The 21,255-nt window shown below is 38.1% G+C and carries 24 protein-coding genes and 1 riboswitch; of the genes, 12 read left to right on the plus strand and 12 right to left on the minus strand.

Annotation, left to right across the window (positions count from 1 at the left end; translation table 11 throughout):
- Nucleotides 1–134: 134 nt before the first annotated feature.
- Entirely contained in the window at nucleotides 135–1,199 is a 1,065-nt protein-coding gene (locus V7112_RS10210) for a tetraprenyl-beta-curcumene synthase family protein (protein WP_335418644.1), read from the minus strand.
- Nucleotides 1,200–1,313: 114 nt separating this feature from the next.
- Here V7112_RS10210 and V7112_RS10215 point away from each other — a divergent pair, with 114 nt between their 5' ends.
- Nucleotides 1,314–1,874 carry a gamma carbonic anhydrase gene (locus V7112_RS10215; RefSeq protein ID WP_335418647.1) on the plus strand — a complete coding sequence of 187 codons (561 nt, stop codon included), beginning with the start codon at nucleotides 1,314–1,316 and terminating at the stop codon, nucleotides 1,872–1,874.
- 123 nt (nucleotides 1,875–1,997) lie between these two features.
- On the opposite strand, the gene metK is transcribed toward V7112_RS10215, so the two are convergent.
- A complete protein-coding gene (gene metK, locus V7112_RS10220) occupies nucleotides 1,998–3,194 on the minus strand; it encodes a methionine adenosyltransferase (RefSeq protein ID WP_335418650.1) in 1,197 nt (398 codons plus the stop codon).
- 245 nt (nucleotides 3,195–3,439) lie between these two features.
- A riboswitch (SAM riboswitch) is annotated at nucleotides 3,440–3,605 on the minus strand.
- A 266-nt stretch (nucleotides 3,606–3,871) separates the two neighbouring features.
- On the opposite strand from metK, the gene pckA reads away from it, so the two are divergent.
- Nucleotides 3,872–5,461 carry a phosphoenolpyruvate carboxykinase (ATP) gene (pckA, locus tag V7112_RS10225; protein WP_335418653.1) on the plus strand — a complete coding sequence of 530 codons (1,590 nt, stop codon included), beginning with the start codon at nucleotides 3,872–3,874 and terminating at the stop codon, nucleotides 5,459–5,461.
- A 30-nt stretch (nucleotides 5,462–5,491) separates the two neighbouring features.
- On the opposite strand, the gene V7112_RS10230 is transcribed toward pckA, so the two are convergent.
- Nucleotides 5,492–6,301 carry an alpha/beta hydrolase family protein gene (locus V7112_RS10230; RefSeq protein ID WP_335418656.1) on the minus strand — a complete coding sequence of 270 codons (810 nt, stop codon included), beginning with the start codon at nucleotides 6,299–6,301 and terminating at the stop codon, nucleotides 5,492–5,494.
- Between the two features lie 155 nt (nucleotides 6,302–6,456).
- Here V7112_RS10230 and V7112_RS10235 point away from each other — a divergent pair, with 155 nt between their 5' ends.
- The 3 genes from V7112_RS10235 to V7112_RS10245 are packed head-to-tail and all read left to right on the plus strand — an operon-like array spanning nucleotide 6,457 to nucleotide 9,020.
- On the plus strand, nucleotides 6,457–7,443 hold the full coding sequence (locus tag V7112_RS10235) for an ABC transporter substrate-binding protein (protein ID WP_335418659.1): 987 nt from the start codon (nucleotides 6,457–6,459) through the stop codon (nucleotides 7,441–7,443).
- A 10-nt stretch (nucleotides 7,444–7,453) separates the two neighbouring features.
- Nucleotides 7,454–8,233: an ABC transporter ATP-binding protein gene (locus tag V7112_RS10240; RefSeq protein WP_335418663.1), complete on the plus strand. Its 780-nt coding sequence runs from the start codon at nucleotides 7,454–7,456 to the stop codon at nucleotides 8,231–8,233.
- Nucleotides 8,211–9,020 carry an ABC transporter permease gene (locus tag V7112_RS10245; RefSeq protein ID WP_335418667.1) on the plus strand — a complete coding sequence of 270 codons (810 nt, stop codon included), beginning with the start codon at nucleotides 8,211–8,213 and terminating at the stop codon, nucleotides 9,018–9,020. Before V7112_RS10240 ends, V7112_RS10245 begins: the two co-directional genes overlap by 23 nt.
- A gap of 19 nt (nucleotides 9,021–9,039) precedes the next feature.
- Here V7112_RS10245 and ytkD read toward each other — a convergent pair whose 3' ends face one another.
- On the minus strand, nucleotides 9,040–9,528 hold the full coding sequence (gene ytkD, locus V7112_RS10250; RefSeq protein ID WP_335418670.1) for an RNA deprotection pyrophosphohydrolase: 489 nt from the start codon (nucleotides 9,526–9,528) through the stop codon (nucleotides 9,040–9,042).
- 76 nt (nucleotides 9,529–9,604) lie between these two features.
- Entirely contained in the window at nucleotides 9,605–9,943 is a 339-nt protein-coding gene (locus tag V7112_RS10255) for a hydrolase (protein ID WP_335418673.1), read from the minus strand.
- Nucleotides 9,944–10,121: 178 nt separating this feature from the next.
- Between V7112_RS10255 and V7112_RS10260 the strand changes: the two genes are divergently transcribed.
- Nucleotides 10,122–10,382 carry a DUF6154 family protein gene (locus tag V7112_RS10260; protein WP_335418675.1) on the plus strand — a complete coding sequence of 87 codons (261 nt, stop codon included), beginning with the start codon at nucleotides 10,122–10,124 and terminating at the stop codon, nucleotides 10,380–10,382.
- Nucleotides 10,383–10,428: 46 nt separating this feature from the next.
- Here the strand turns inward: V7112_RS10260 and ltaE are convergent, their stop codons facing one another.
- Nucleotides 10,429–11,445 (minus strand): low-specificity L-threonine aldolase, encoded by a 1,017-nt coding sequence (gene ltaE, locus V7112_RS10265; protein WP_335418678.1) that lies wholly within the window; start codon nucleotides 11,443–11,445, stop codon nucleotides 10,429–10,431.
- A gap of 72 nt (nucleotides 11,446–11,517) precedes the next feature.
- Nucleotides 11,518–11,958 carry a Dps family protein gene (locus tag V7112_RS10270; protein ID WP_335418682.1) on the minus strand — a complete coding sequence of 147 codons (441 nt, stop codon included), beginning with the start codon at nucleotides 11,956–11,958 and terminating at the stop codon, nucleotides 11,518–11,520.
- Nucleotides 11,959–12,124: 166 nt separating this feature from the next.
- Between V7112_RS10270 and ytzI the strand changes: the two genes are divergently transcribed.
- Together ytzI and V7112_RS10280 are read left to right on the plus strand one after the other, a co-directional pair.
- Nucleotides 12,125–12,280: a YtzI protein gene (ytzI, locus tag V7112_RS10275; RefSeq protein WP_335418686.1), complete on the plus strand. Its 156-nt coding sequence runs from the start codon at nucleotides 12,125–12,127 to the stop codon at nucleotides 12,278–12,280.
- A complete protein-coding gene (locus V7112_RS10280) occupies nucleotides 12,270–13,733 on the plus strand; it encodes an amidase family protein (RefSeq protein WP_335418690.1) in 1,464 nt (487 codons plus the stop codon). The genes ytzI and V7112_RS10280 overlap by 11 nt, the downstream gene beginning before the upstream one ends.
- Nucleotides 13,734–13,765: 32 nt before the next feature.
- Here the strand turns inward: V7112_RS10280 and V7112_RS10285 are convergent, their stop codons facing one another.
- A complete protein-coding gene (locus V7112_RS10285; protein ID WP_335418693.1) occupies nucleotides 13,766–14,239 on the minus strand; it encodes an S-ribosylhomocysteine lyase in 474 nt (157 codons plus the stop codon).
- 150 nt (nucleotides 14,240–14,389) lie between these two features.
- Here V7112_RS10285 and yidD point away from each other — a divergent pair, with 150 nt between their 5' ends.
- Nucleotides 14,390–14,629 (plus strand): membrane protein insertion efficiency factor YidD, encoded by a 240-nt coding sequence (gene yidD, locus V7112_RS10290; protein ID WP_116351848.1) that lies wholly within the window; start codon nucleotides 14,390–14,392, stop codon nucleotides 14,627–14,629.
- 17 nt (nucleotides 14,630–14,646) lie between these two features.
- Here yidD and V7112_RS10295 read toward each other — a convergent pair whose 3' ends face one another.
- Together V7112_RS10295 and V7112_RS10300 are read right to left on the minus strand one after the other, a co-directional pair.
- Nucleotides 14,647–15,411 carry a FixH family protein gene (locus V7112_RS10295; RefSeq protein WP_335418697.1) on the minus strand — a complete coding sequence of 255 codons (765 nt, stop codon included), beginning with the start codon at nucleotides 15,409–15,411 and terminating at the stop codon, nucleotides 14,647–14,649.
- 146 nt (nucleotides 15,412–15,557) lie between these two features.
- The gene (locus V7112_RS10300) at nucleotides 15,558–16,118 is read right to left on the minus strand and encodes a beta-class carbonic anhydrase (RefSeq protein WP_335418700.1); all 561 of its coding nucleotides are present in this window, start codon (nucleotides 16,116–16,118) and stop codon (nucleotides 15,558–15,560) included.
- 200 nt (nucleotides 16,119–16,318) lie between these two features.
- On the opposite strand from V7112_RS10300, the gene V7112_RS10305 reads away from it, so the two are divergent.
- The 3 genes from V7112_RS10305 to zupT all read left to right on the plus strand — a co-directional run bounded on the left by V7112_RS10305 (nucleotide 16,319) and on the right by zupT (nucleotide 18,645).
- Nucleotides 16,319–17,260: a metal ABC transporter substrate-binding protein gene (locus V7112_RS10305; protein ID WP_335418703.1), complete on the plus strand. Its 942-nt coding sequence runs from the start codon at nucleotides 16,319–16,321 to the stop codon at nucleotides 17,258–17,260.
- Between the two features lie 210 nt (nucleotides 17,261–17,470).
- A complete protein-coding gene (locus tag V7112_RS10310; protein ID WP_335418706.1) occupies nucleotides 17,471–17,632 on the plus strand; it encodes a DUF1540 domain-containing protein in 162 nt (53 codons plus the stop codon).
- A 200-nt stretch (nucleotides 17,633–17,832) separates the two neighbouring features.
- Nucleotides 17,833–18,645, plus strand: a complete 813-nt coding sequence (gene zupT / locus V7112_RS10315) for a zinc transporter ZupT (RefSeq protein ID WP_335418709.1) — start codon at nucleotides 17,833–17,835, stop codon at nucleotides 18,643–18,645.
- 27 nt (nucleotides 18,646–18,672) lie between these two features.
- Here the strand turns inward: zupT and menC are convergent, their stop codons facing one another.
- Both menC and V7112_RS10325 read right to left on the minus strand, forming a co-directional pair.
- Nucleotides 18,673–19,779 carry an o-succinylbenzoate synthase gene (gene menC, locus V7112_RS10320; RefSeq protein ID WP_335418713.1) on the minus strand — a complete coding sequence of 369 codons (1,107 nt, stop codon included), beginning with the start codon at nucleotides 19,777–19,779 and terminating at the stop codon, nucleotides 18,673–18,675.
- Nucleotides 19,772–21,250 carry an o-succinylbenzoate--CoA ligase gene (locus V7112_RS10325; protein WP_335418715.1) on the minus strand — a complete coding sequence of 493 codons (1,479 nt, stop codon included), beginning with the start codon at nucleotides 21,248–21,250 and terminating at the stop codon, nucleotides 19,772–19,774. The genes menC and V7112_RS10325 overlap by 8 nt, the downstream gene beginning before the upstream one ends.
- Nucleotides 21,251–21,255: the final 5 nt, after the last annotated feature.

A 21,255-nucleotide genomic window follows, 5' to 3' on the forward strand; every position in this document is an offset into this window, starting at 1 on the left:
ATTCGGCAACTTCTATTCGCGTCTTTGCTCAGCTGCGCGCCTTGTCTGACAAGCGTTTTCAAGTCAGTCTGGAAGAGCTTGTTCAAAGCCTGCCCAAAAATAAAAGATAGAGCCTACACCGCTCTATCTTTTCCTTATCCAAATACATGCTGAAATCTGCGGTAAGCCCGTCCATTCACATAGAAGAAAAAGGATGTCTTTCCACCAAGTCTAATCATTTTCTTTGCAATTTTTAAGACACTTCGCTGTGTTCGAACCTTTTCATCTGATAAGTAGAGGCCTAATAATCCACGATTAATCATTCGATGAAATTTTTCATTTGGCAATCCAGCTGTATGCTTATCTGCTTCTATAATAAAATGCTTTAGGCGATCCACAAGTTCATTTTCATGTGGATAGTAAAAACAGAAATTCAAGTCGCCACCTTGACGATCCTCATCTTGATCGATGAAATAATCAAGTAGGATGTGGAGGCCTTGTATATATGGAAAATACCCATTTCGAACTTTAACCGCAATTTCTTTATTGAATTCCTCATGAAACGCATAAGCAACTAAACAAAAAATGCCTAATGTAGACCCTGAGCAAGCCGAAAATTCATACCATTCCATGTTTGGAAGATGCTCCTGATGACTTTTAAACCAGTTCTCGAGCCTTGGTACACGCTCTTCTACTTTTACATGCTTATGTATTTGCAGATCACAATAATAGCTTGCTAATTCCTGTAAATAATCAGCTATTTTATCATAATGATTCATGTTTTGGAGAACTTCCTGACAGGCTCTAACCAGGCTTTCTAAATAGCCACCATCATCCTGTTCATCACGATGTTGATAATAGTTTTTTGTTGGCTGTCCTGGTCGTAATGCATCTGGCATGGAATCGTGAAGCGAGCGAAAATCGACGGGATCTAATGAGGTACTGCGATCACAAAGATTATCCAAATAGTCACTAATCGTTTGATAAGCAACAATAAAACGGATGCATTCCTCCATTTTCCCTTCTGCTAATAAGGCAAGGATGGCTCCACCTTCACAGTGAAATGTTTTGGAATGAATACTAGCCAAGGCCTGCTTCCGAAGCTCTTCGTTTGGAATCTCCTCCGCTTTCTTTTTCCAAACCGCTAATTCACGATGTACAATCGGAAATACCTCACGATACACTTTCTTCATTAAACTTATTGGTTGTGTAGGTACCATAGATATCACCTCGATTTATGAACATGTTGATTTACGTAAAATATGAAAGTTGATACACTTACCTTATATGATTTTCCAGCGAATATCAAACAATTAGGAAAGGATGTGCATGTTATGATTTATCCATACAAAGGAAAATATCCTGAAATTGCGGACTCTGTATTCATTGCTGACTATGCAACCGTTACGGGTGACGTTAGAATCGGCGAGGACACAAATATATGGTTTAATACCGTTATTCGAGGTGATGTGGCACCGACAATTATCGGAAAAAGAGTGAGCATTCAGGACAACTCAACCTTGCACCAAAGTCCAAACAATCCTTTGATAGTTGAAGATGATGTCACAATTGGACATCAGGTTATCCTACATAGCTCAATTATCCGTAAAAACGCCCTAATAGGGATGGGGACAATTATTCTTGATGGTGCTGAAATTGGTGAAGGTGCTTTTATCGGTGCTGGCAGCCTTGTTCCACAGGGTAAAAAAATCCCTCCGAACACACTTGCCTTTGGAAGGCCTGCAACAGTGATCCGTGAACTTAACGAAGAGGATAAAAAAGACATGGCTAGAATTCGCCGTGAATATGTCGAAAAAGGACAGCATTATAAACAATTACAAAAAGAAAAACTCAAGACGCCCGACTATCGGCGACAAGCACAAGACGAGCGCTGACAGAAGGCGCTTTAAGCCTTCAGAAGCGATTGGCTTGTGACCTCGAGCCGATGGCGCCTTGAGCTAGACACTGAAAACTAAATACGAACAAAAAGCCCGCAAAATTGGCGAGCTTTTTTTATCTTATTTTGCTTGTGATTTAAGTGTTTCTGCTTTGTCAGTACGCTCCCATGGTACATCGAGATCGTTTCTACCAAAGTGACCATATGCAGCAGTTTGCTTATAAATTGGACGACGAAGGTCTAACATCTTAATAATTCCAGCAGGACGTAAATCGAAATTATCACGAACTAGCTCTACAAGAACATCTTCAGATACTGTTCCTGTACCAAAAGTGTCAACAGAAATAGAAACTGGTTGGGCAACACCGATTGCGTATGCAAGCTGTACTTCACATTTATCAGCTAATCCAGCTGCCACAAGGTTTTTCGCAACATAACGAGCAGCATAGGCAGCAGAACGGTCAACCTTAGTTGGATCCTTACCAGAGAATGCGCCACCGCCATGTCTTGCATAACCACCGTACGTATCAACAATGATTTTACGGCCAGTTAAACCAGCATCTCCTTGTGGACCACCAATTACAAAACGGCCAGTTGGGTTAATAAAGTATTTCGTATTTTCATCAATTAGTTCACTTGGAACAACTGGATTGATGACATGTTCTTTAAGATTTCGTTGAATTTGTTCTAGTGAGATTTCCGGATGGTGCTGAGTTGAAATAACAATTGTGTCGATACGAACAGGATTATTGTTCTCATCATACTCAACTGTCACTTGCGTTTTACCATCTGGACGTAAATAAGGAAGAATCTCATCTTTACGAACCTTTGTTAAACGACGTGATAGCTTATGAGCTAATGAAATCGGTAAAGGCATTAACTCTTTTGTTTCATTACAAGCATAACCGAACATTAAGCCTTGGTCACCTGCTCCAATCGCTTCAATTTGCTCGTCTGTCATTTGACCTTCTCGAGCCTCTAACGCTTGGTCTACCCCCATCGCAATGTCTGGAGATTGCTCATCAATCGATGTTAATACAGCACATGTTTCGTAGTCAAATCCGTATTTTGCACGAGTATAACCAATCTCTTTAATCGTTTCACGGACAATCTTTGGGATATCTACATATGTAGAGGTTGTAATCTCTCCCGCAACAAGTACAAGACCTGTTGTAACAGAAGTTTCACACGCTACGCGTGCATTTGCATCATTTGCTAAGATGGCATCTAAAATAGAATCTGAAATTTGGTCACAGATTTTATCTGGATGTCCTTCCGTAACAGACTCAGAAGTAAATAAACGGCGTCTAGTTGTCACAAACGCTTCCTCCTTTTTCGATTCAGAATTCAATTATACTCAAATTCTGACATTCATTGATACGGTACTCATTCCCTTAGTATTGTTACCTTCACGATTTTCTATCCTTATTGACTAGTTATCTGTGATGTACACATATAAACGCTTTAAGTAACATGCTTGAAACCATGAATGTTCTCATTTAAGAAATAAAAAACCTTCCCTACTTATTTGAGGAAAGGTATTATCATTTATCTCGCCTTTCACTCTTATCGATCAAGGTCATGCCTTGCTCAGGTTAGCACCTTATCACTTTTTGTCAAATGAGAGACCTACTTTGTATAGGTTCCACAAAAACTTATTTGATATATAAGAAAAGTGATGGTTGCCGGGTTTCATTGGGCCTGTCCCTCCGCCAGCTCGGGATAAGAGAGTATCCGTTCAATGAATTATCATAACGCAGTAAACCTTTTCATGTCAATATAATTTCAAAAAAATCATATCGAAGTATGTCCACTTTTTTCACGAAACAGACAATCTTCGAAAATGGAAGTATTATAAAGGACTATTTTTGAATATGTACGCACTTTTTAAGATATATTACGTAAAATACGTTTAATAGTATAGACTATTTTTTTCAATGTGTTATACTAATTGTAAAATTTGATTATATAAAAAATGATAAAGGATGGTTTTACATGAATTCAGTTGAAGTTTCAAATGAGCAGCTATTGGAATTAGTGAATGGAAAAAACGTACTTCATAATCTATCTGTTCCTATTTTAGTTGAAAAAGTACTCGCAAGACAAGAGGGAATCCTTACTTCGACTGGGGCTGTATGTGCAACAACAGGGAAATACACAGGAAGATCACCAGAAGACAAATACATCGTAGAAGAAGCATCTATTAAAGATAGAATTGACTGGGGTAAGGTGAACAAACCAATTTCTGAAGCTACATTTGAAAACCTTTACACAAAGGTGCTTTCATACTTGAAAGAAAAAGAAGAAATTTATGTATTCAATGGATATGCAGGTGCCGATAAAAAAGTACGTATGCCCATCCAAGTGATTAACGAATATGCTTGGCATAATTTATTTTCCCAACAAATGTTTGTTCGACCAACTGAAGAGGATTTAAAAACACATCAACCTGAATTCACAGTCATATGCGCACCAAATTTCAAAGCAGACCCTGAAGTAGATGGCACACGCTCCGAAACCTTCATCATTATTTCCTTCGAAAAACGAACAGTTTTAATAGGAGGAACTGAGTATGCTGGTGAGATTAAAAAATCGATTTTCTCTGTAATGAACTATGTACTGCCTGAGCAAAATATTCTCTCCATGCACTGCTCCGCTAACGTAGGTCAAGAAGGAGATGTTGCACTTTTCTTTGGTCTGTCTGGAACAGGCAAAACAACTCTTTCTGCCGATCCAAAACGTCGACTAATTGGAGATGATGAGCACGGTTGGGCTAGCTCTGGCGTGTTTAATATAGAAGGTGGCTGCTATGCTAAAACCATCAATCTTTCGCGTGAGAAGGAGCCACAAATTTTTGATGCTATTCGCTTCGGCTCTGTTTTAGAAAATGTAATAGTAGATGAAGAATCAAGAATTGCAGATTATGATGACAATGCATTGACTGAAAACACAAGAGCAGCATACCAAATTGACAATATTGATAATATTATTGTACCAAGTATTGCGGGTCATCCGAACACAATTGTATTCCTAACAGCAGATGCTTTCGGTGTTCTCCCTCCAATTAGTAAACTAACAAAAGAACAAGCCATGTATCATTTCTTAAGTGGCTACACAAGTAAGCTTGCAGGAACAGAGCGTGGTGTAACAGCACCAGAAGCAACATTCTCAACCTGCTTTGGCTCTCCTTTCCTTCCACTGGCTGCAACTGAGTATGCAGAAATGCTAGGAAGAAAGATTGACGAGCATAATGTTCAAGTGTTTTTAGTAAATACTGGCTGGACTGGTGGAGAGTATGGTGTGGGGAACCGCATGAAGCTGTCATACACAAGAGCAATGGTTCAAGCAGCTTTAGAAGGTGAACTTACTCATGCAGAAACGGTGAAAAATGATATTTTCGGCTTAGAAATTCCAATTCACATTCCGGGTGTTCCTGATGATGTGCTTCAGCCAGCAAAAACATGGGCAGATCAAAGTACGTACTATGTTAAAGCAAAAGAATTGGCTGTAAAATTCAAAGAAAACTTCAAAAAATTCTCCAATGTTCCAAAGGAAATTGAATTATTGGGCGGACCAAGAATATAAACTGCATAAAGCAAAAAAGCTCGAGAAAAATCAAACCTCGAGCTTTTTCGTATTCGACTCCCTCGTTTTCATCCATTCCGTTAACCGTCTAACTGTTTCCCGATTATCATGGGGTGGAAAAAAATGAGTGTATTGTGGAAAATACCAGCTTTCTATCTGTTTTCCAAGCTCCCTAACTCTTTTTTCAAGTCGATATGCATGTTCGACAGATACATTTTCATCCTTTTCACCATGAATAATAAGTAAGGGGATTTCAAGCTTTTCAATTTCATATAAAGGTGTTCTCCATTTATATCGTTCTGGATATTTAGTTGGAGTTCCTCCGATAACCCGCTTTAGCATCCTCCTCATATCATTGCGCTCCACATATGTTAAGCTCAAATCACTTACTCCAGCCCATGAGACGACCGAACAAACCTGGGGTTGATGAATGGCTGTAAGAAGAGCCATCACTCCTCCTCGTGAGAAGCCAAAGACATGGATCCGAGTTGGGTTTACCTTTTCATGTTCCTCTAATACTTTAACTGCAGAGAACGCATCATATCTGTCATGTCCGCCAAAATCCTCGTTCCCCTCTCCCCCTTGATTTCCTCGATAAAAAGGAGCCATCACTACAAAGCCTTCTGAGGCAAATTGAATGATCCGACCAATTCGAACCTTTCCTACATTTTTAATCCCACCGCGCAAATATAAAAAGCCGTCATACAATCCGTCTTCCTTTGGTTCAGCAAGATAGCCTTTAATTTTTAATCCTTTACTCCAATATGTAATTAAATAAAGATTGATTGCTGGATTAGGAGACGGAAATCTTTGCTTTTCGATAATTGTGCCATCCTCCATTTTATCCATCCTCTCTACATCATTATTTTCGAAAACCTTTTAAAAATCCACTTATAAAAACTAAAAATAGGCATTCACACATTTTTGTCACGTTTCATAATCTATCTTAGAAATGACTATAGCCGACAGAATATCTGTCAAGGAGGTATGAATACATGCGCCGTTTTTTAGCTAGCCTGTTTGCATTACTGCTTATTATCCCATTAGCCGCTTGTAATAATGACCAGGTTCAAAAAATCCGAATTGCCGAGGTAACCCGTTCTGTGTTTTACGCACCTCAGTATGTAGCAATTACAGAAGGATTTTTTGAAGAAGAGGGCTTAGAGATTGAATTAACAACCGTTCCTGGTGGAGATAAAACCATGACTGCTTTAATTTCCGGAGGTGCTGATGTAGCGTTAGTAGGCTCTGAAACATCCATTTATGTGGAAGCACAAGGCTCAACCGACCCGGTTATTAACTTCGCGGCCCTTACACAAACGGACGGTACGTTTTTAGTGGCAAGAGAAAATATTCAAAACTTTAGTTGGGACCAAGTTAAAGATAGTACATTCCTTGGCCAACGTAAAGGCGGTATGCCACAAATGGTTGGGGAATTTGTATTAAAGAAGAATGATATTGATCCACATGGCGATTTAAATCTAATCCAAAACATTGATTTTGCAAATATTTCAAGTGCTTTTGCTTCAGGCACAGGTGAATTTGTCCAATTATTTGAACCAACTGCAAGTTTGTTTGAAAAAGAAGGACGTGGATATATTGTCGCTTCTTTCGGTGAAGAATCTGGCAAGGTACCATATACAACGTTTATGACAAAGCAAAGCTTTATTGATGACAACGCTGATGCCGTTGAAAAATTCACACGTGCAGTCTATAAGGCGCAAGCATGGGTCGATTCACATAGCCCTGAAGAAATTGCAAAATCAGTGCAAGAATTCTTCCCAGATACACCACTTGATTTAATCACATCCTCTATTGAACGATACAAGAACCAAGGATCATACGCAACAAATCCTGTTTTATCAGAGGAAGCTTGGAATAACTTACAGGATATCATGGATGAAGCAGGAGAATTACCGAAGAGAATCGACTATAACACACTTGTGAACACAAGTATTGCAGAAAAAGTCATCTCAAAATAGGAGTGTTACTATGAACTTTTTGTCAGTAAAAGATATCCACCATGTTTATTTTACAAAGGATTCTACAACGTCCGCACTCGAAGACATTTCACTCACAATCGAGGAAGGGGAGTTCATCTCCCTCCTCGGTCCTAGTGGGTGTGGTAAAACGACTTTACTCTCCATCATTGCTGGATTATTAAAACCGACATATGGGAAGGTTTTAATAGAAGGTAAAACAGTTGAAAAGGCAAAGTCCGATATTGGTTATATGCTACAGCAGGACTACTTATTTCCGTGGAAGACGATTGAGGAGAACATTCTTGTTGGGTTACAAATCATGAATCAAGAAACAGTTCAAACAAGAAAAAACACATTAGCCCTACTTGAGGAAATCGGATTAAAGGGAGTAGAAAAAGCATATCCAAACCAGCTTTCAGGTGGGATGAGACAAAGAGCTGCTTTGGTTCGAACCCTTGCGACAAACCCCAAAATTCTTCTGCTGGATGAACCGTTCTCTGCATTAGACTTTCAAACAAAGCTAAAATTAGAAGATCTCGTTTCAGATACATTAAAGGAATATCGTAAAACAGCCATCCTTGTCACACATGATATTGGTGAAGCCATTGCTATGAGTGACCGGATTTACCTCCTTTCGAAAAGTCCAGGAAAAATCGCAAAAGTATTTGATATCCCAGAAAACTTACGGAATGAGACTCCATTTAATGCAAGACAACACCCAGAGTATTCGAACATCTTTCAGCAAATATGGGAGGAGTTAGATAAACTTGAAACAAAATCTGAACATTAAAGACCTACACAAAAATTACCTGCAATCAATCAAAAAAGAGAAAAAACTAGTTCTTTCTTATCAAATCCTGATTTTTATTGTCTTTTTCGGAATATGGGAGCTTGCGAGTCGGTATCATTGGATTGACCCTTTAATCTTTAGTGCTCCTTCAAAAATTTGGACTCTGTTTTTAGACAAAATCAATGATGGAACTTTGTTTAACAATCTTGCAGTCACATTATTTGAAACAGTCCTTGGCTTTATTTTAGGAACGGTCTTAGGGGCATTGATTGCAGCGATATTATGGTGGTCTGAACGCCTTTCAAATATCCTTGATCCATACCTAGTGGTTCTCAATGCGATGCCAAAGGTTGCGCTTGGCCCCATCTTAATTGTGGCATTAGGAACAGGTTATATTTCAATCATTGCGATGGGAGCGATTATTTCCATCATTATCACGACGATTGTCGTATATACCTCGTTCAAAGAAGTGGATTACAATTATATTAAAGTCCTGTTGACATTTGGAGCAAACCGGAAACAAATTTTCCGAAACGTCATCCTTCCCTCCTCCTTTCCAGCGATTATTTCCACATTAAAAGTAAATGTGGGATTATCATGGGTCGGGGTCATCGTTGGCGAATTTCTCGTTTCCAAGCAGGGCTTAGGCTATCTAATTATCTATGGATTTCAAGTATTCAATTTCACATTGATTTTCCTAAGCTTATTATTAATCGCTATTTGTGCAACACTTATGTACCAAGGCGTCGAGTTCCTTGAAAGAAAGCTAATAAAAGACACCAAATAAAAAGCTCTTCTAGTGGATGCTAGAGAGCTTTCTTCGTTTTTATGTATTTTTCTACATAATCTATGCTATGAGTTAAGACATCATCCTTCATGATAAAGCTATAGCGGCGGTCAGACTTAACCGTATCTAAAGGAATTTCTTTTAACAAAACAGGACCTTTTGTTTCAAAATAATCCTTTTGCTTAAGGAGCCGTTCAATTTCGGCAAAGTAAATATTTTTAATAATCGTTTTTCCTTTGCCAATAACCTTATATTGCCCAATATAATCGAGTTCTGAAACCTCTGCTCCCGTTTCTTCCATAACCTCTCGAATAGCAGCAGCTTCTGGTGTTTCTCCTTCTTCTACCTTCCCCCCTGGAAATTCAAGCCCGCGTTCAGAATGATTGGTTAACAGCCACTGGCCCTCATACCTACAGATTACCCATACATGCATTGGATGAGTAGAAAATGGATCAGGTGTAAACGATAAATTCACTTCATTATGATACATATCATGAAATACAATCATTTTATCTTTTCTCCATTACGAATTAATTTATTTTCATCATACCATAAAAAAACAAGCCGCTTCATGTAGAAGTGGCTTAATCGATGGTACGTAATACATCAAGTATTCCTTCGGATTGAATGAAATCCTTTGCCTCCTGGTCTCCCAGTTGATTAATTATTTGATAAATCTTTAGCATATTCAAGTCATATTTGTCATTGGAAGAATCATAATGATATTCAACAAAAGGCACGTGAGCACGTAAAAAGTTTTCAACCTCATTCGAATAGTTTGCATCAAACAGGTTTCTCAATTGCCGAACTTCTTCTTCGGTAGCTTCAATTTTATACTCCCACGTAGATCCAGACTTCACTTGAGATATTTCGCCAGTTCCAACAGAGATATAATAAGTTTTCCTTGACTCCTGTTCCAACATGTTTCACTCCTAACGATATGATTCCGTCTGTTTAGCTTTTTCTTTCAGTATCAAAAATATTCACGCTCCTAAAGCTGATTTATGACTATTTTTAATACATTAGTATCTTTTGATACATTCCCCCATATACTAATTTCCAAGAAAGCCTGTGAAATAAGCAGATAAAGGGGAAACATTTATGAAAATTATTGATGAAATTTATGACATGTACCGTAATAAGTTAACGGGTGACGAAGAAGATGCGGACATTATTGCTTTCTCCGTGCTTGAACAATTTGAACGTGAAGATTTGATCGACCTTTTAAGTGATTTACCCGACCAGGAGTTACGTAATTTAGTCGGTTTTTATATGATTGAAAACCTTAAAGCGAAGATGGCACGTGATGGAATCGGCCAATCAAAGATGATGACTGTCGATGAGTTGAGGGATATCCACTAAAATCCATAAAAAAAGGATTGTCAGCTTTGACAATCCTTAATTCGCATTAAAGTTTACTAACAATTTGTAATGCGTCTTCAATTGACTCCCGATTGACATCATAATGAGTCGTAAACCTTACAAGTTTAGGTCCAAAAGTTGAAACGAATACTCCATGTTCTTTTAATAATGCGGCATACTGACTAGAGGTTAAGCCTCTTTCACTTACATCCACTAAAATAATATTGGTATCAATCTGATTTACGACGTTCAATCCATTAATATTGCCGAGTCCTTCCGCTAAGAACGTAGCATTTTCGTGATCGATTGCTAGTCGGTCTACCATTGTCCGCAATGCGACAAGTCCTGGCGCTGCAATGATGCCAACCTGTCTTAATCCACCGCCTAGGCGCTTTCTCCATTTTCTCGCTTGTTTTATAAATTTCTCGCTTCCAGCAATAATTGAACCAACTGGGGCACCTAAACCTTTTGACAAACAAAATTGAACGGTATCTGTATATTGAGCAATATCCTTAACCGGACGCCCCAGTGCCACAGCTGCATTGAATAGGCGTGCACCATCCAAATGGACAGGAATCTGATTTGCAGATGCAATTTGATAAATCGCATTCATATTATCAAGTGCAATCACAGCTCCCCCCGCTCGATTATGTGTATTTTCTATACAAATCAAGCCCGTCTCAGGGTTATGTACATCCTCCTCTTGAATAGCAGCCTCTACTTCAGCAGGATCCATTGCTCCTCTTTTTCCTTGAATGGTTCGAGGCTGTACCCCAGCAAATGCAGAAATCGCAGCACCTTCGTAATTAAAAATATGAGAATCCTGCTCTACAATGATTTCATTTCCTTTGCTTGTATGAGTTAACACGGCAATTTGATTTCCTTGAGTTCCACTTGTCACAAACAATGCTGCTTCTTTTCCAAGCATCTCAGCGGCTGTGCGCTCAAGCTCTTTTACCGTAGGGTCTTCCTGATAAACATCATCCCCAACCTCAGCCTCATAGGCTGCTTTTCTCATTTCAGCTGTGGGCTTTGTAACTGTATCGCTTCGTAAATCGATCATCGCTCTCACTCTCCTTATAAATAAAAATAAAGCAAAACCCCTCTTTCGACAAGAAAGAAGGGCAAACTTTTTTTATTTTCCTAAGAAGGATTGGAGCATCCAAATATGCTTTTCAAGTGCTTGATGAATCGCAAGTAGCATATCCCCTGTTGTTTCATCATCCGCATCTGCAGCAACCTTCATCCCTTCCTTTAACTCCCCGGTTAAAATCGAAAAATCATTAGAAATGGTTGCTACCATCTCCTCCGCATTTTCATTACCGTTTGCTTCCTGTATCGAAGACAATTCAAGAATTTCCTTCATTGTTGCAACGGGTTGTCCACTAATAGCGAGTAGGCGTTCCGCTAGCTCATCAATATGAACAGCAGCCTCATTATACAATTCCTCAAATTTTACATGAAGTGTAAAAAAGTTTGATCCTTTCACATACCAGTGGTAATTATGTAGCTTAATGTACATTACACTCCAGTTTGCAACTTGTTTATTAACGATTTCGATTAATTGTGCTGACATAAAAAATCTCCTCCTTATTGTTAACATACCCCCTTTATATCACACTGAAACAACATTTTTTCGATTGTTTTTTAACATATTTCTTACTTTTGCAATTTTAAGTGAATATCAATACCTTCTACCTTCGTACCATGTTAATATTAAAGGAGAAAAAGAGGAGGTTGCTATGTTTATAGTATTAATTATTTCAATGATTATTGTGTTTGTCGTCATATTATTAGCCGTTGTTACGACATCAAAAGCCTATCAGTATAAACATACAGTAGATGACTTAGAAGATGTTGATCATCTTGAAAATAAGGAGAATCCAGATGGAAAATAAAATTCTTCAAGATTTAGCGAATGATTGGTTAATTGAGACAACGATTGATTCCATTCAAGAAAAATATGAAAAAGACGAACTAACTGCCAAACAATTAGTGCTTATGTATTTACATAGAATTTCAAACTTTGACTCAGAATTAAAATCAATTATTGAGGTCAACCCAGATGCGCTTCAAATTGCCATGATGCTGGATGCTGAACGAAAGGAAATCGGTCCCCGTGGCCCGCTTCACGGAATTCCTGTTTTACTTAAAGATAATCTGGATACAAATGATAAGATGCACACATCAGCCGGTTCACTTGCATTAGCGGATTCATATGCTCCAGAGGATTCATATGTTGCTTATCTCCTAAGGGAAGCTGGGGCAATTATTTTAGGTAAAACAAATATGACAGAATGGGCAAATTTCATGACGGAAGGAATGCCAAGTGGCTACAGTTCACGGGGGGGCCAAACACTAAACCCATATGGACCAGGTAAATTTGATGTTGGCGGATCAAGCGCAGGTTCGGGTTCTGCCATTGCCGCGAATTTTGCAGTTGTTGCAGTTGGTACAGAAACATCAGGCTCAATACTAAGTCCTTCCAGTCAAAATTCACTTGTTGGTATTAAGCCGACAGTTGGATTAGTAAGTCGTGCGGGGATTATTCCGATTGCCCATACACAGGATACAGCAGGCCCAATGGCTCGTACAGTGAAGGACGCTGTTTACCTGTTATCAGTCATATCTGAAGTAGACGAACGTGACCCAATCACGTATACGAGCAGAACGTTACATCCTACTGATTTTACAAAATATTTAGATGTTAATGGTTTAAAAGGTGCACGGATTGGGATTGCAAGAGAGGTTTATTTTGACTATCTTAGTGAAGACAAACGAGCAGTTATGGATAATGCCGTTAAAAAGCTTGAAGAACTAGGGGCAACTGTTGTAGAGACCGTACAAATTCCTTCTTCCAAAAATAAATGGAGCTATGATGTATTAACCTACGAATTTAAGGTAGACCTAAACAATTATTTACGTAAATTAGACCCATCAGTGAAAGTCCGTAATTTAGCAGACCTTATCAAATTTAATAAAGAAAATGATGAAAAAATGCTAAAATACGGCCAAATTATTTTAGAAAAAGCAGAAAAAACGAGTGGAACTTTGACTGAAAAAGAGTATCTTGCGGCACTTGAAAACGACCATTATCACTCGACGGAGAATGGAATTGATTCTGTTTTGAAAGAACATGCATTAGATGCAATTGTGTTTCCAAATAATATTGGAGCAGGTATTCCGGCTAAAGCTGGCTATCCATCAATTACAGTTCCTGCTGGGTACACGCCGGAAGGCGAACCCGTTGGAATTACATTCACCGGTACCGCGTTCTCGGAAACCTTATTGATTAAATTAGCCTATTCTTTTGAGCAAGGAACAAACTATCGAATTCCACCTAAACTATAAAACCTCAGCCATTTTGGCTGAGGTTTTTTTTCTTACCCAAAAACCTTATGAAGGTCTTCTTTTGATTGGGATAACCAGAAACGCATGAGGCGTTTTGCCCCTTCTAAATCATGAAGCTTTGCTTGCCCACATTGAGTCTCATTTGCAGCTGGAATTTCCGTAATTTCTACTGCACTTTGCATCGTAGCTTCAAGTAAATCAATGATTTCCGAAACGGTAGGCTCTCCACTTACAACTAAGTAATAGCCTGTTTGGCATCCCATTGGAGAAATATCAATTATATCGAAATGGTCATATTTCTCACAATGCTCACGAAGATTAAAAGCTAATAAATGTTCAAGTGTATGAATAACATCCGGTTTCATTGCTTGTTTATTTGGCTGACAAAAACGAATATCAAATTTATTTACAAATCCATCTGTCCCAACCTTGTGGACTCCACAATGTCTTACATATGGGGCTTTAACTGCATTATGATCAAGTTCAAAGCTTTCTACTGATGGCATTCTCTTCACTCCCTGAGTTTTTCTATATTTATCATAACGCTAATTCCGATTTTTTTCATCAATTTAATTTGAATTAACGTTAAAGATGCTTTTATTCACTTCCTATTGTATAGTATAAGTACTTAATCTAAGTAAGGGAAGTAGAAAAAATTGCTTCAAGCGTTATTTATAGGAATCATCCGTTTTTATCAAAAATTTATATCTCCGTTAAAGCCGCCGACCTGTCGCTTTTACCCGACATGCTCACAATATGGGCTTGAAGCAATCAAACGCTTTGGGGCTATTAAAGGTGGCTGGTTAACGATTAAACGATTATTAAAATGTCATCCCCTACATCCAGGTGGAATTGATTTTGTTCCCGAAAAAAAGGAAGGTAAGCATCACCATTGATGCATGCCTTCCTTACTTTATTTAACGTTTGTTGATTTTTCAAGATGTTCGTGGATTTCTCCTTTTTCTAGGTGAACTTGAATGTTATATTTGCCTGCTTCAGCAAATGTATAATCAGATTGATAGACGCCATCTTTCAGTTCGTTTGCATCGATAAACTCGTGCTTTTCTTCGCTATCTTTCCAGACCTCAAATCGAACCTTTGCTTCAGTCAATGGAGTCCCTGACTCTTCAAAAGACACTTGAAACGTAGATGTTTTCCCTTTTGAATAATCAGCATGTAATGGAAAATCGATTGTAACTTGTCCATTTCCATGATGATGTTCACCTTCATGATGGTCACTGTTTTCTGTTCCTTCTTCCGCAGGCTCTTCACTAACATCTGGATTGCCAATTACGACTTCAACCTTCGGCATTGTGTGCATGCCTCTAGCAGTTACATGTGCTGTGACAAAATAGACACCATCTGTATCGAATGTTTTAACAGCTGTGTATTCTCCTTCAGAAGTATGCTTTCCATCTAGAAATTCGCTTTCTTCACTACCTTTCTGAACAATTTCAAATTGAACCTCATCCGCATCCTCTACCGATTCTTCACCCTGTGTTACAAATGCATGGAGAGTTACCTCTTCGCCGGGATTTATTTTTTCAGGATCAATCTTTACATCAACTGTAATGGGGATTAATTCTGTCGTATTCGTGTTTTTCGTGTCCGTTTCATTATTACATGCTGCAAGCGTTATTAATGCCGCAATGAAAAGAAATAGGATACCTTTTCTCATTACCTTCACCTCAACTACATGGTACAACAATTGACCATTTATTCCTGTGTCTTTTTTATGACATTCAGCTATTATCCATATTAACCAATGACAGCATTGTTTTAACATCTAAAATTCAAAAAAGAGGTCAACAAGACCTCTTGATTTTATTTATAGCCATTAAGAACAACATCCAATTTTCCGGTTTCAGGGTTAATAACAAGCCCGTGAACTGGAACTCCATTTGGGAGAAGTGGATGATTTTCAACCATTTCGACACTATGACGGACACTATCCTCTACACTGCTAAAACCTTGAAACCATTCTTCGAGATTAATTCCTGAATATTTTATCGTATCAATTTTTGCTTGTGTAACGCCTCTATCTTTAATTTTATGTATAATCGAATCTGCATCAAGTGAGCTCATTCCGCAATCATGGTGACCAACGATGCAAATTTCATCTGCATTTAAATCATAAACAGCAACTAAAATACTTCTCATTACACTTCCAAACGGATGAGAAACAATTGCGCCAGCAACCTTTAAAATTTTTACATCTCCATTTTTCATATTCATTGCTTTTGGTAACAACTCAATGAGTCGAGTATCCATACATGTAACGATTACCATTCTTTTATTTGGAAGCTTTGTTGTATGATATTTTTCATATTCCTTTGTTTCTACAAACTCTTTATTGAAGTCCAATATATTATCCAGCAGAGACATTTTATCACCTTTTTCTTTTATTTCATTTTATTTTATCAAAAACTGGTCTTTATTAATAACTTTTTTGTAATTGGTTTTTAGTTAGGCTGAGATACTAAAAATACTAGAAAAAGTTTTTTGTTCTCAAATCGTAATAATTACGATATAATATGAAAGGATTTTAAACTGTTGCCTTATTGGTACTTGAGAGGAGTCTTTACATGAAAAAAACAAGCGGCTATTTTGTGCTCCTTTTATTAATCAGCATACTTTCGGCTTGCGGAGCAGATCAAAATAATGTTGCAAATGAAGAAGGTAGACTATCAGTTTATACAACTGTATTCCCGTTAACGGATTTCGCACAAAAAATAGGTGGCGAGGATGTTTCTGTGAAAAGTGTTTACCCACCGGGGTCAGATGCCCATTCATTTGAGCCTACTCCAAGAGATATGACGGATATTGCGAGTGCAGATGCTTTTATATATACAGGTGTTGGTGTAGAGGGCTTTGTAACAACTGCCCAAAAAACACTGAAAAACGAAAAAGTCTCATTAATTGAAGCAGGATCTGGAATTGAGTTTTTACACACGGAAGACAATGACCATCACGATGATGAGCATAATCATGGTAATATCGATCCACATATCTGGTTGGATCCCATCTACTCCATTCAAATTGCTGAAAATATTAAAAATGCCCTTACTGATTTAAATCCTTCTGGTAAAGATAAGTACGAAAAAAATTTCAATGCATTAAAAGAGCAGCTAGAAGGGCTAAATAAGGAATTCATGGAAGTTGCCAAATCCGCTAAGCGTAAAGAAATTTTAGTTGCCCATTCTGCCTATGGGTATTGGGAAGCACGTTATGGGATCAAGCAAATTAGTATCACTGGATATTCCCCAACGAATGAGCCATCTCAAAAAGAACTCAAAAAGATTATTGAAGTAGTAAAGGAACACAATCTTAAATATATCCTTTTCGAACAAAATATATCCTCAAAAATTGCCGAAACGGTTCAAAAAGAAACTGGGACAGAAAGTTTAACCCTTCATAATTTAGAGGCCGTTACAAAACAGGAAATTGAAAGCAAAGAGGATTATTTTAGCTTAATGAGGCAAAATTTAAAAACATTAAAAACGGCATTAAAATCAAATACGCCTTAGCGTATTTGCGCCCGATTATTTAGGCCCACAGGAAGTGGGTGATAAAGACGAAGACATCAGGATGTGGCGTTCTTAGTCTGAGTTCCATAATTTCAATCACTTCTGAATATAGTTAAAACCATCTTTGGGATATGTTACTTGAATCTACGCCTCTTTTCGTGGAGAAAATAAGGATGCTTGACTATATTCTTACTAAAGAGGTGTAGTACATTGGCACAAGATGTGTTATGTGAAGTGAATAATTGTCACTACTGGGCAAAAGGGAATAAATGCAGTGCTGAATCAATTTATGTCGTTAGCCACTCAGGGAAAACGGCATCAGAACAAACAGAAACCGATTGTAAAACCTTCGTTCGAGAAGGCGAAATATAAAGATATTTTACCAAGGCAGCTGATTACTCAGCTGTCTTTTATTTTGTAATTAAACGCGCATATTCTTTTTAACATGTCGAATTTTTTGAATTAAAATAATTGACAAATTTAAAAAATGAACATATGATACTTTTAAAAGTTGCACAAAGGAAACATTTATTCATTTAGACAAAAAAAGAAAGCTTGAGAGGAGAATAGCGATGTATGATAATTTATTACTCGCTTTTGGTTTAACATTATTTGCCGGTCTTGCAACCGGAATCGGCAGTTTAATATCCCTATTCACATCAAGAACAAATACAAAATTTCTGTCCTGGACACTCGGTTTCTCAGCAGGTGTCATGATTTATGTATCGATGGTCGAGATTTTCGTCAAAGCAAAAATTGCCTTAACATCTGAATTAGGTAATCACATGGGAAACTGGATGACAGTATTGGGCTTCTTTGGAGGAATGCTATTAATTGCGTTAATTGATAAATTTGTACCTGAAAGTAGCAACCCGCACGAGGTAAAAAAAGTTGAAGATATGAATCTCGCTTCATCTAAAGTCAATGACCCTGCATTATTAAAAATGGGAACATTCACAGCACTCGCAATCGGCATTCACAATTTTCCAGAAGGAATTGCTACCTTTACCTCTGCTCTTCAAGACCCGGGGCTTGGAATCGCCATTGCAGTCGCTGTAGCGATTCACAATATACCTGAAGGGATTGCTGTTGCCGTACCGGTCTATTTTGCAACAGGGGATAAAAAAAGAGCCTTTAAGCTCTCTTTCCTTTCTGGTTTAGCTGAACCTGTTGGGGCAATCGTTGCATTCGTGATATTAATGCCATTTTTAAATGATGTGATGTTCGGGATAATTTTTGCCGCTGTGGCAGGAATTATGGTGTTTATTTCACTGGATGAATTACTTCCAGCATCCAAACGTTATGACAGTGGACACTTATCCATTTACGGATTAATTGCAGGGATGGCTGTCATGGCTTTAAGTTTATTATTATTTATCAAATAATTGAAAAGGTGCATTGCCGGACTGAAACTATTGTATCATCTTCTTTTGCTTGGTTATTTGCTCAATCCAATCACGGTTGACTTGATATCCAATTCCAGGTTCATCTGGAACGGCAATGCAGCCATTTTCTATCATAACTTCCGGAATGATGACATCCTTCGTCCAATATCTTGAGGATGCTGAGATATCTCCAGGAATCGAGAAATTAGGAAGACTTGCTAAGGCAATATTATGGGCTCTTGATATTCCGGTTTCAAGCATCCCTCCGCACCACACAGGAAGATCATGTGATTTACAAATATCATGTATCCTGAGTGCCTCGGTGATACCGCCTACTCGCCCAATTTTAATATTGATTACCTTACAGCTCCCCATTTCAATTGCCTTTCTTGCATCCTCAGCTGACGTAATACTTTCATCTAAACAAATCGGTGTGGAAAGTTCTCTCTGCAGCTTCGCATGGTCAAGCATATCATCTTCCGCTAATGGCTGTTCAATCATCATTAAATCAAACTCATCCAATGCTTGGAGTTTACTAATATCCTTTAGTGTATAGGAAGAATTGGCATCCACCATTAACGGCAAGGTAGGAAAATGACATCTAATTTGTTTAAGAAGCTCATAGTCCTGCCCAGGCTTGATTTTTATTTTGATACGCTTATAGCCCGATTTCACATGCTCCTCCATTTTACGCAAAACCCGATCAATCGAATCAATGCTCACAACTACGCCCGAATCAATAAACTCTCTCGTTCCTCCAAAAGCTTTAGATAGCGAGATTCCTTGTTTTTTGGAATATAAATCCCAAATCGCCATATCAAGACTGGCCTTAGCCATATGATTACGTTTTACAAATTGAAAGCTTTTCTGTAGCTGATTTGGGTGTTCATATTCTTCTTTTAAAATCTTCGGCACTAAATAGTCTTCAAGCATATGCCAACAAGTTTTTATCGTTTCCTCGGTATACCATGGTGACGAAAAAGCAACAACCTCTCCCCAACCAACAACTCCATCAATATCCTCCACTTCAACAAGTATGCTCTCTCTTCTGCCAACCTTCCCCGAGCTTGTTATAAATGGCGAGAGTAGCTCTTGTTCAATGAGATGGAGTGTAATCTTATTTATTTTAATCATTATTTTCATCCCTTAATAGCTCAATTAATTTACGGCGCATTAATTTATTAGAAGCATTACGTGGAAGATGATCGACAAAATAAATTGATTTGGGAACCTTAAACCGAGCCAGTTTTTCATAACAAAATGCAATGATTTCAGCTTCGGTTACACTGCTCTCTGTTTCCTTCCTGACAAAAGCAGCTGGTACTTGTCCCCATTTTTTATCATCCACGCCTGTTACTCCCGCTTCTATAACGTCCGGATGTGCCAATAAAACCGCTTCTAGTTCGGCCGGATATATATTTTCTCCCCCTGATATAATCAAATCAGAGCGACGATCCTTCACAAAAAGAAAGCCTTCCTCATCTAAATAGCCAATATCCCCTGTATATAACCATCCATCAACAATGGACGTTCTTGTTGCATCCAGTCGATTCAAATAGCCTTTCGTTACATTTGGTGCCTTTACGACTATTTCCCCTACCTCATTTTGTTTAGCTAGTGAACCTTCTTTTTCAATTTTAATTTGTACTGGAAAAAGAGGTTTTCCTGCTGAACCAAGCTTTGATATGCTGTACTCAGGAGATAAAGTAACTACTTGTGATGCTGTTTCGGTCATCCCATACGTTTGGAAAACAGGGATATTATGCGCAATACAATTTTCTAATAAAGGTTTCGGTGCTGGTCCTCCCCCTAAAAGCATACATCTAAATCTGTCCGGATATGTTCCATCTCCCAGTGCATCAACCATCCTTGCTAGCATAACGCTCACAATAGACATTATGGTAACACCTTGATTCATGATTGCTTCATTGGCTTTTTTCGGTTCAAAGCTTTCATGGATGACAGCAGGAATTCCATAAATAACACTTCGGTATAAAATCGATAATCCACTAATATGAAACATAGGCACCGTTAGTAACCAACAATCATCATGACGCAGCCCTAGATTCAAACTAGAACCAACCGCACTCCACCAGTGGTTGCCATAAGTGTGAATCACTCCTTTTGGCTTCCCGGTAGTCCCTGATGTATACATAATTGTATCTATTTGGTCCAATGAAAAGTCCTCTTGAATCTCGCATTGTTTTTCAGGGAATTGTTCTAGTTCTTTAACCAACACTTTTTCGATGCTAATTTCATTTACTTTCTCAATCAATGCATCTTCAGTTATGATCCATTTCGTTCCAGAGTCACTTAATTGGTACTCTAGCTCGCTGCTTGTTAATTTATTGTTTAAGAGTACCGTAACCGCGCCAATATATTTTAGTGCATGAATAACTTCAACCATCTCTATGCTATTCTTCATGAGGATAGAGACAAAATCTCCCTTTTGAATCCCTGTAAAAGATAATTGATTAGCCTTTTTTACTACATTTTTATGTAAAGTTAAAAATGAGATTTCTTCATATTCGGTTTTTATGGCAATTCGATTAGGTGTTAAAAACGCACGTTGCTTAAGCCAATTTGGTATTTCTGTAGAATTCATCTTTT

It is taken from the genome of Bacillus sp. JJ1566 (genome assembly GCF_036962685.1).
GTDB lineage: Bacteria > Bacillota > Bacilli > Bacillales > Bacillaceae_L > Ferdinandcohnia.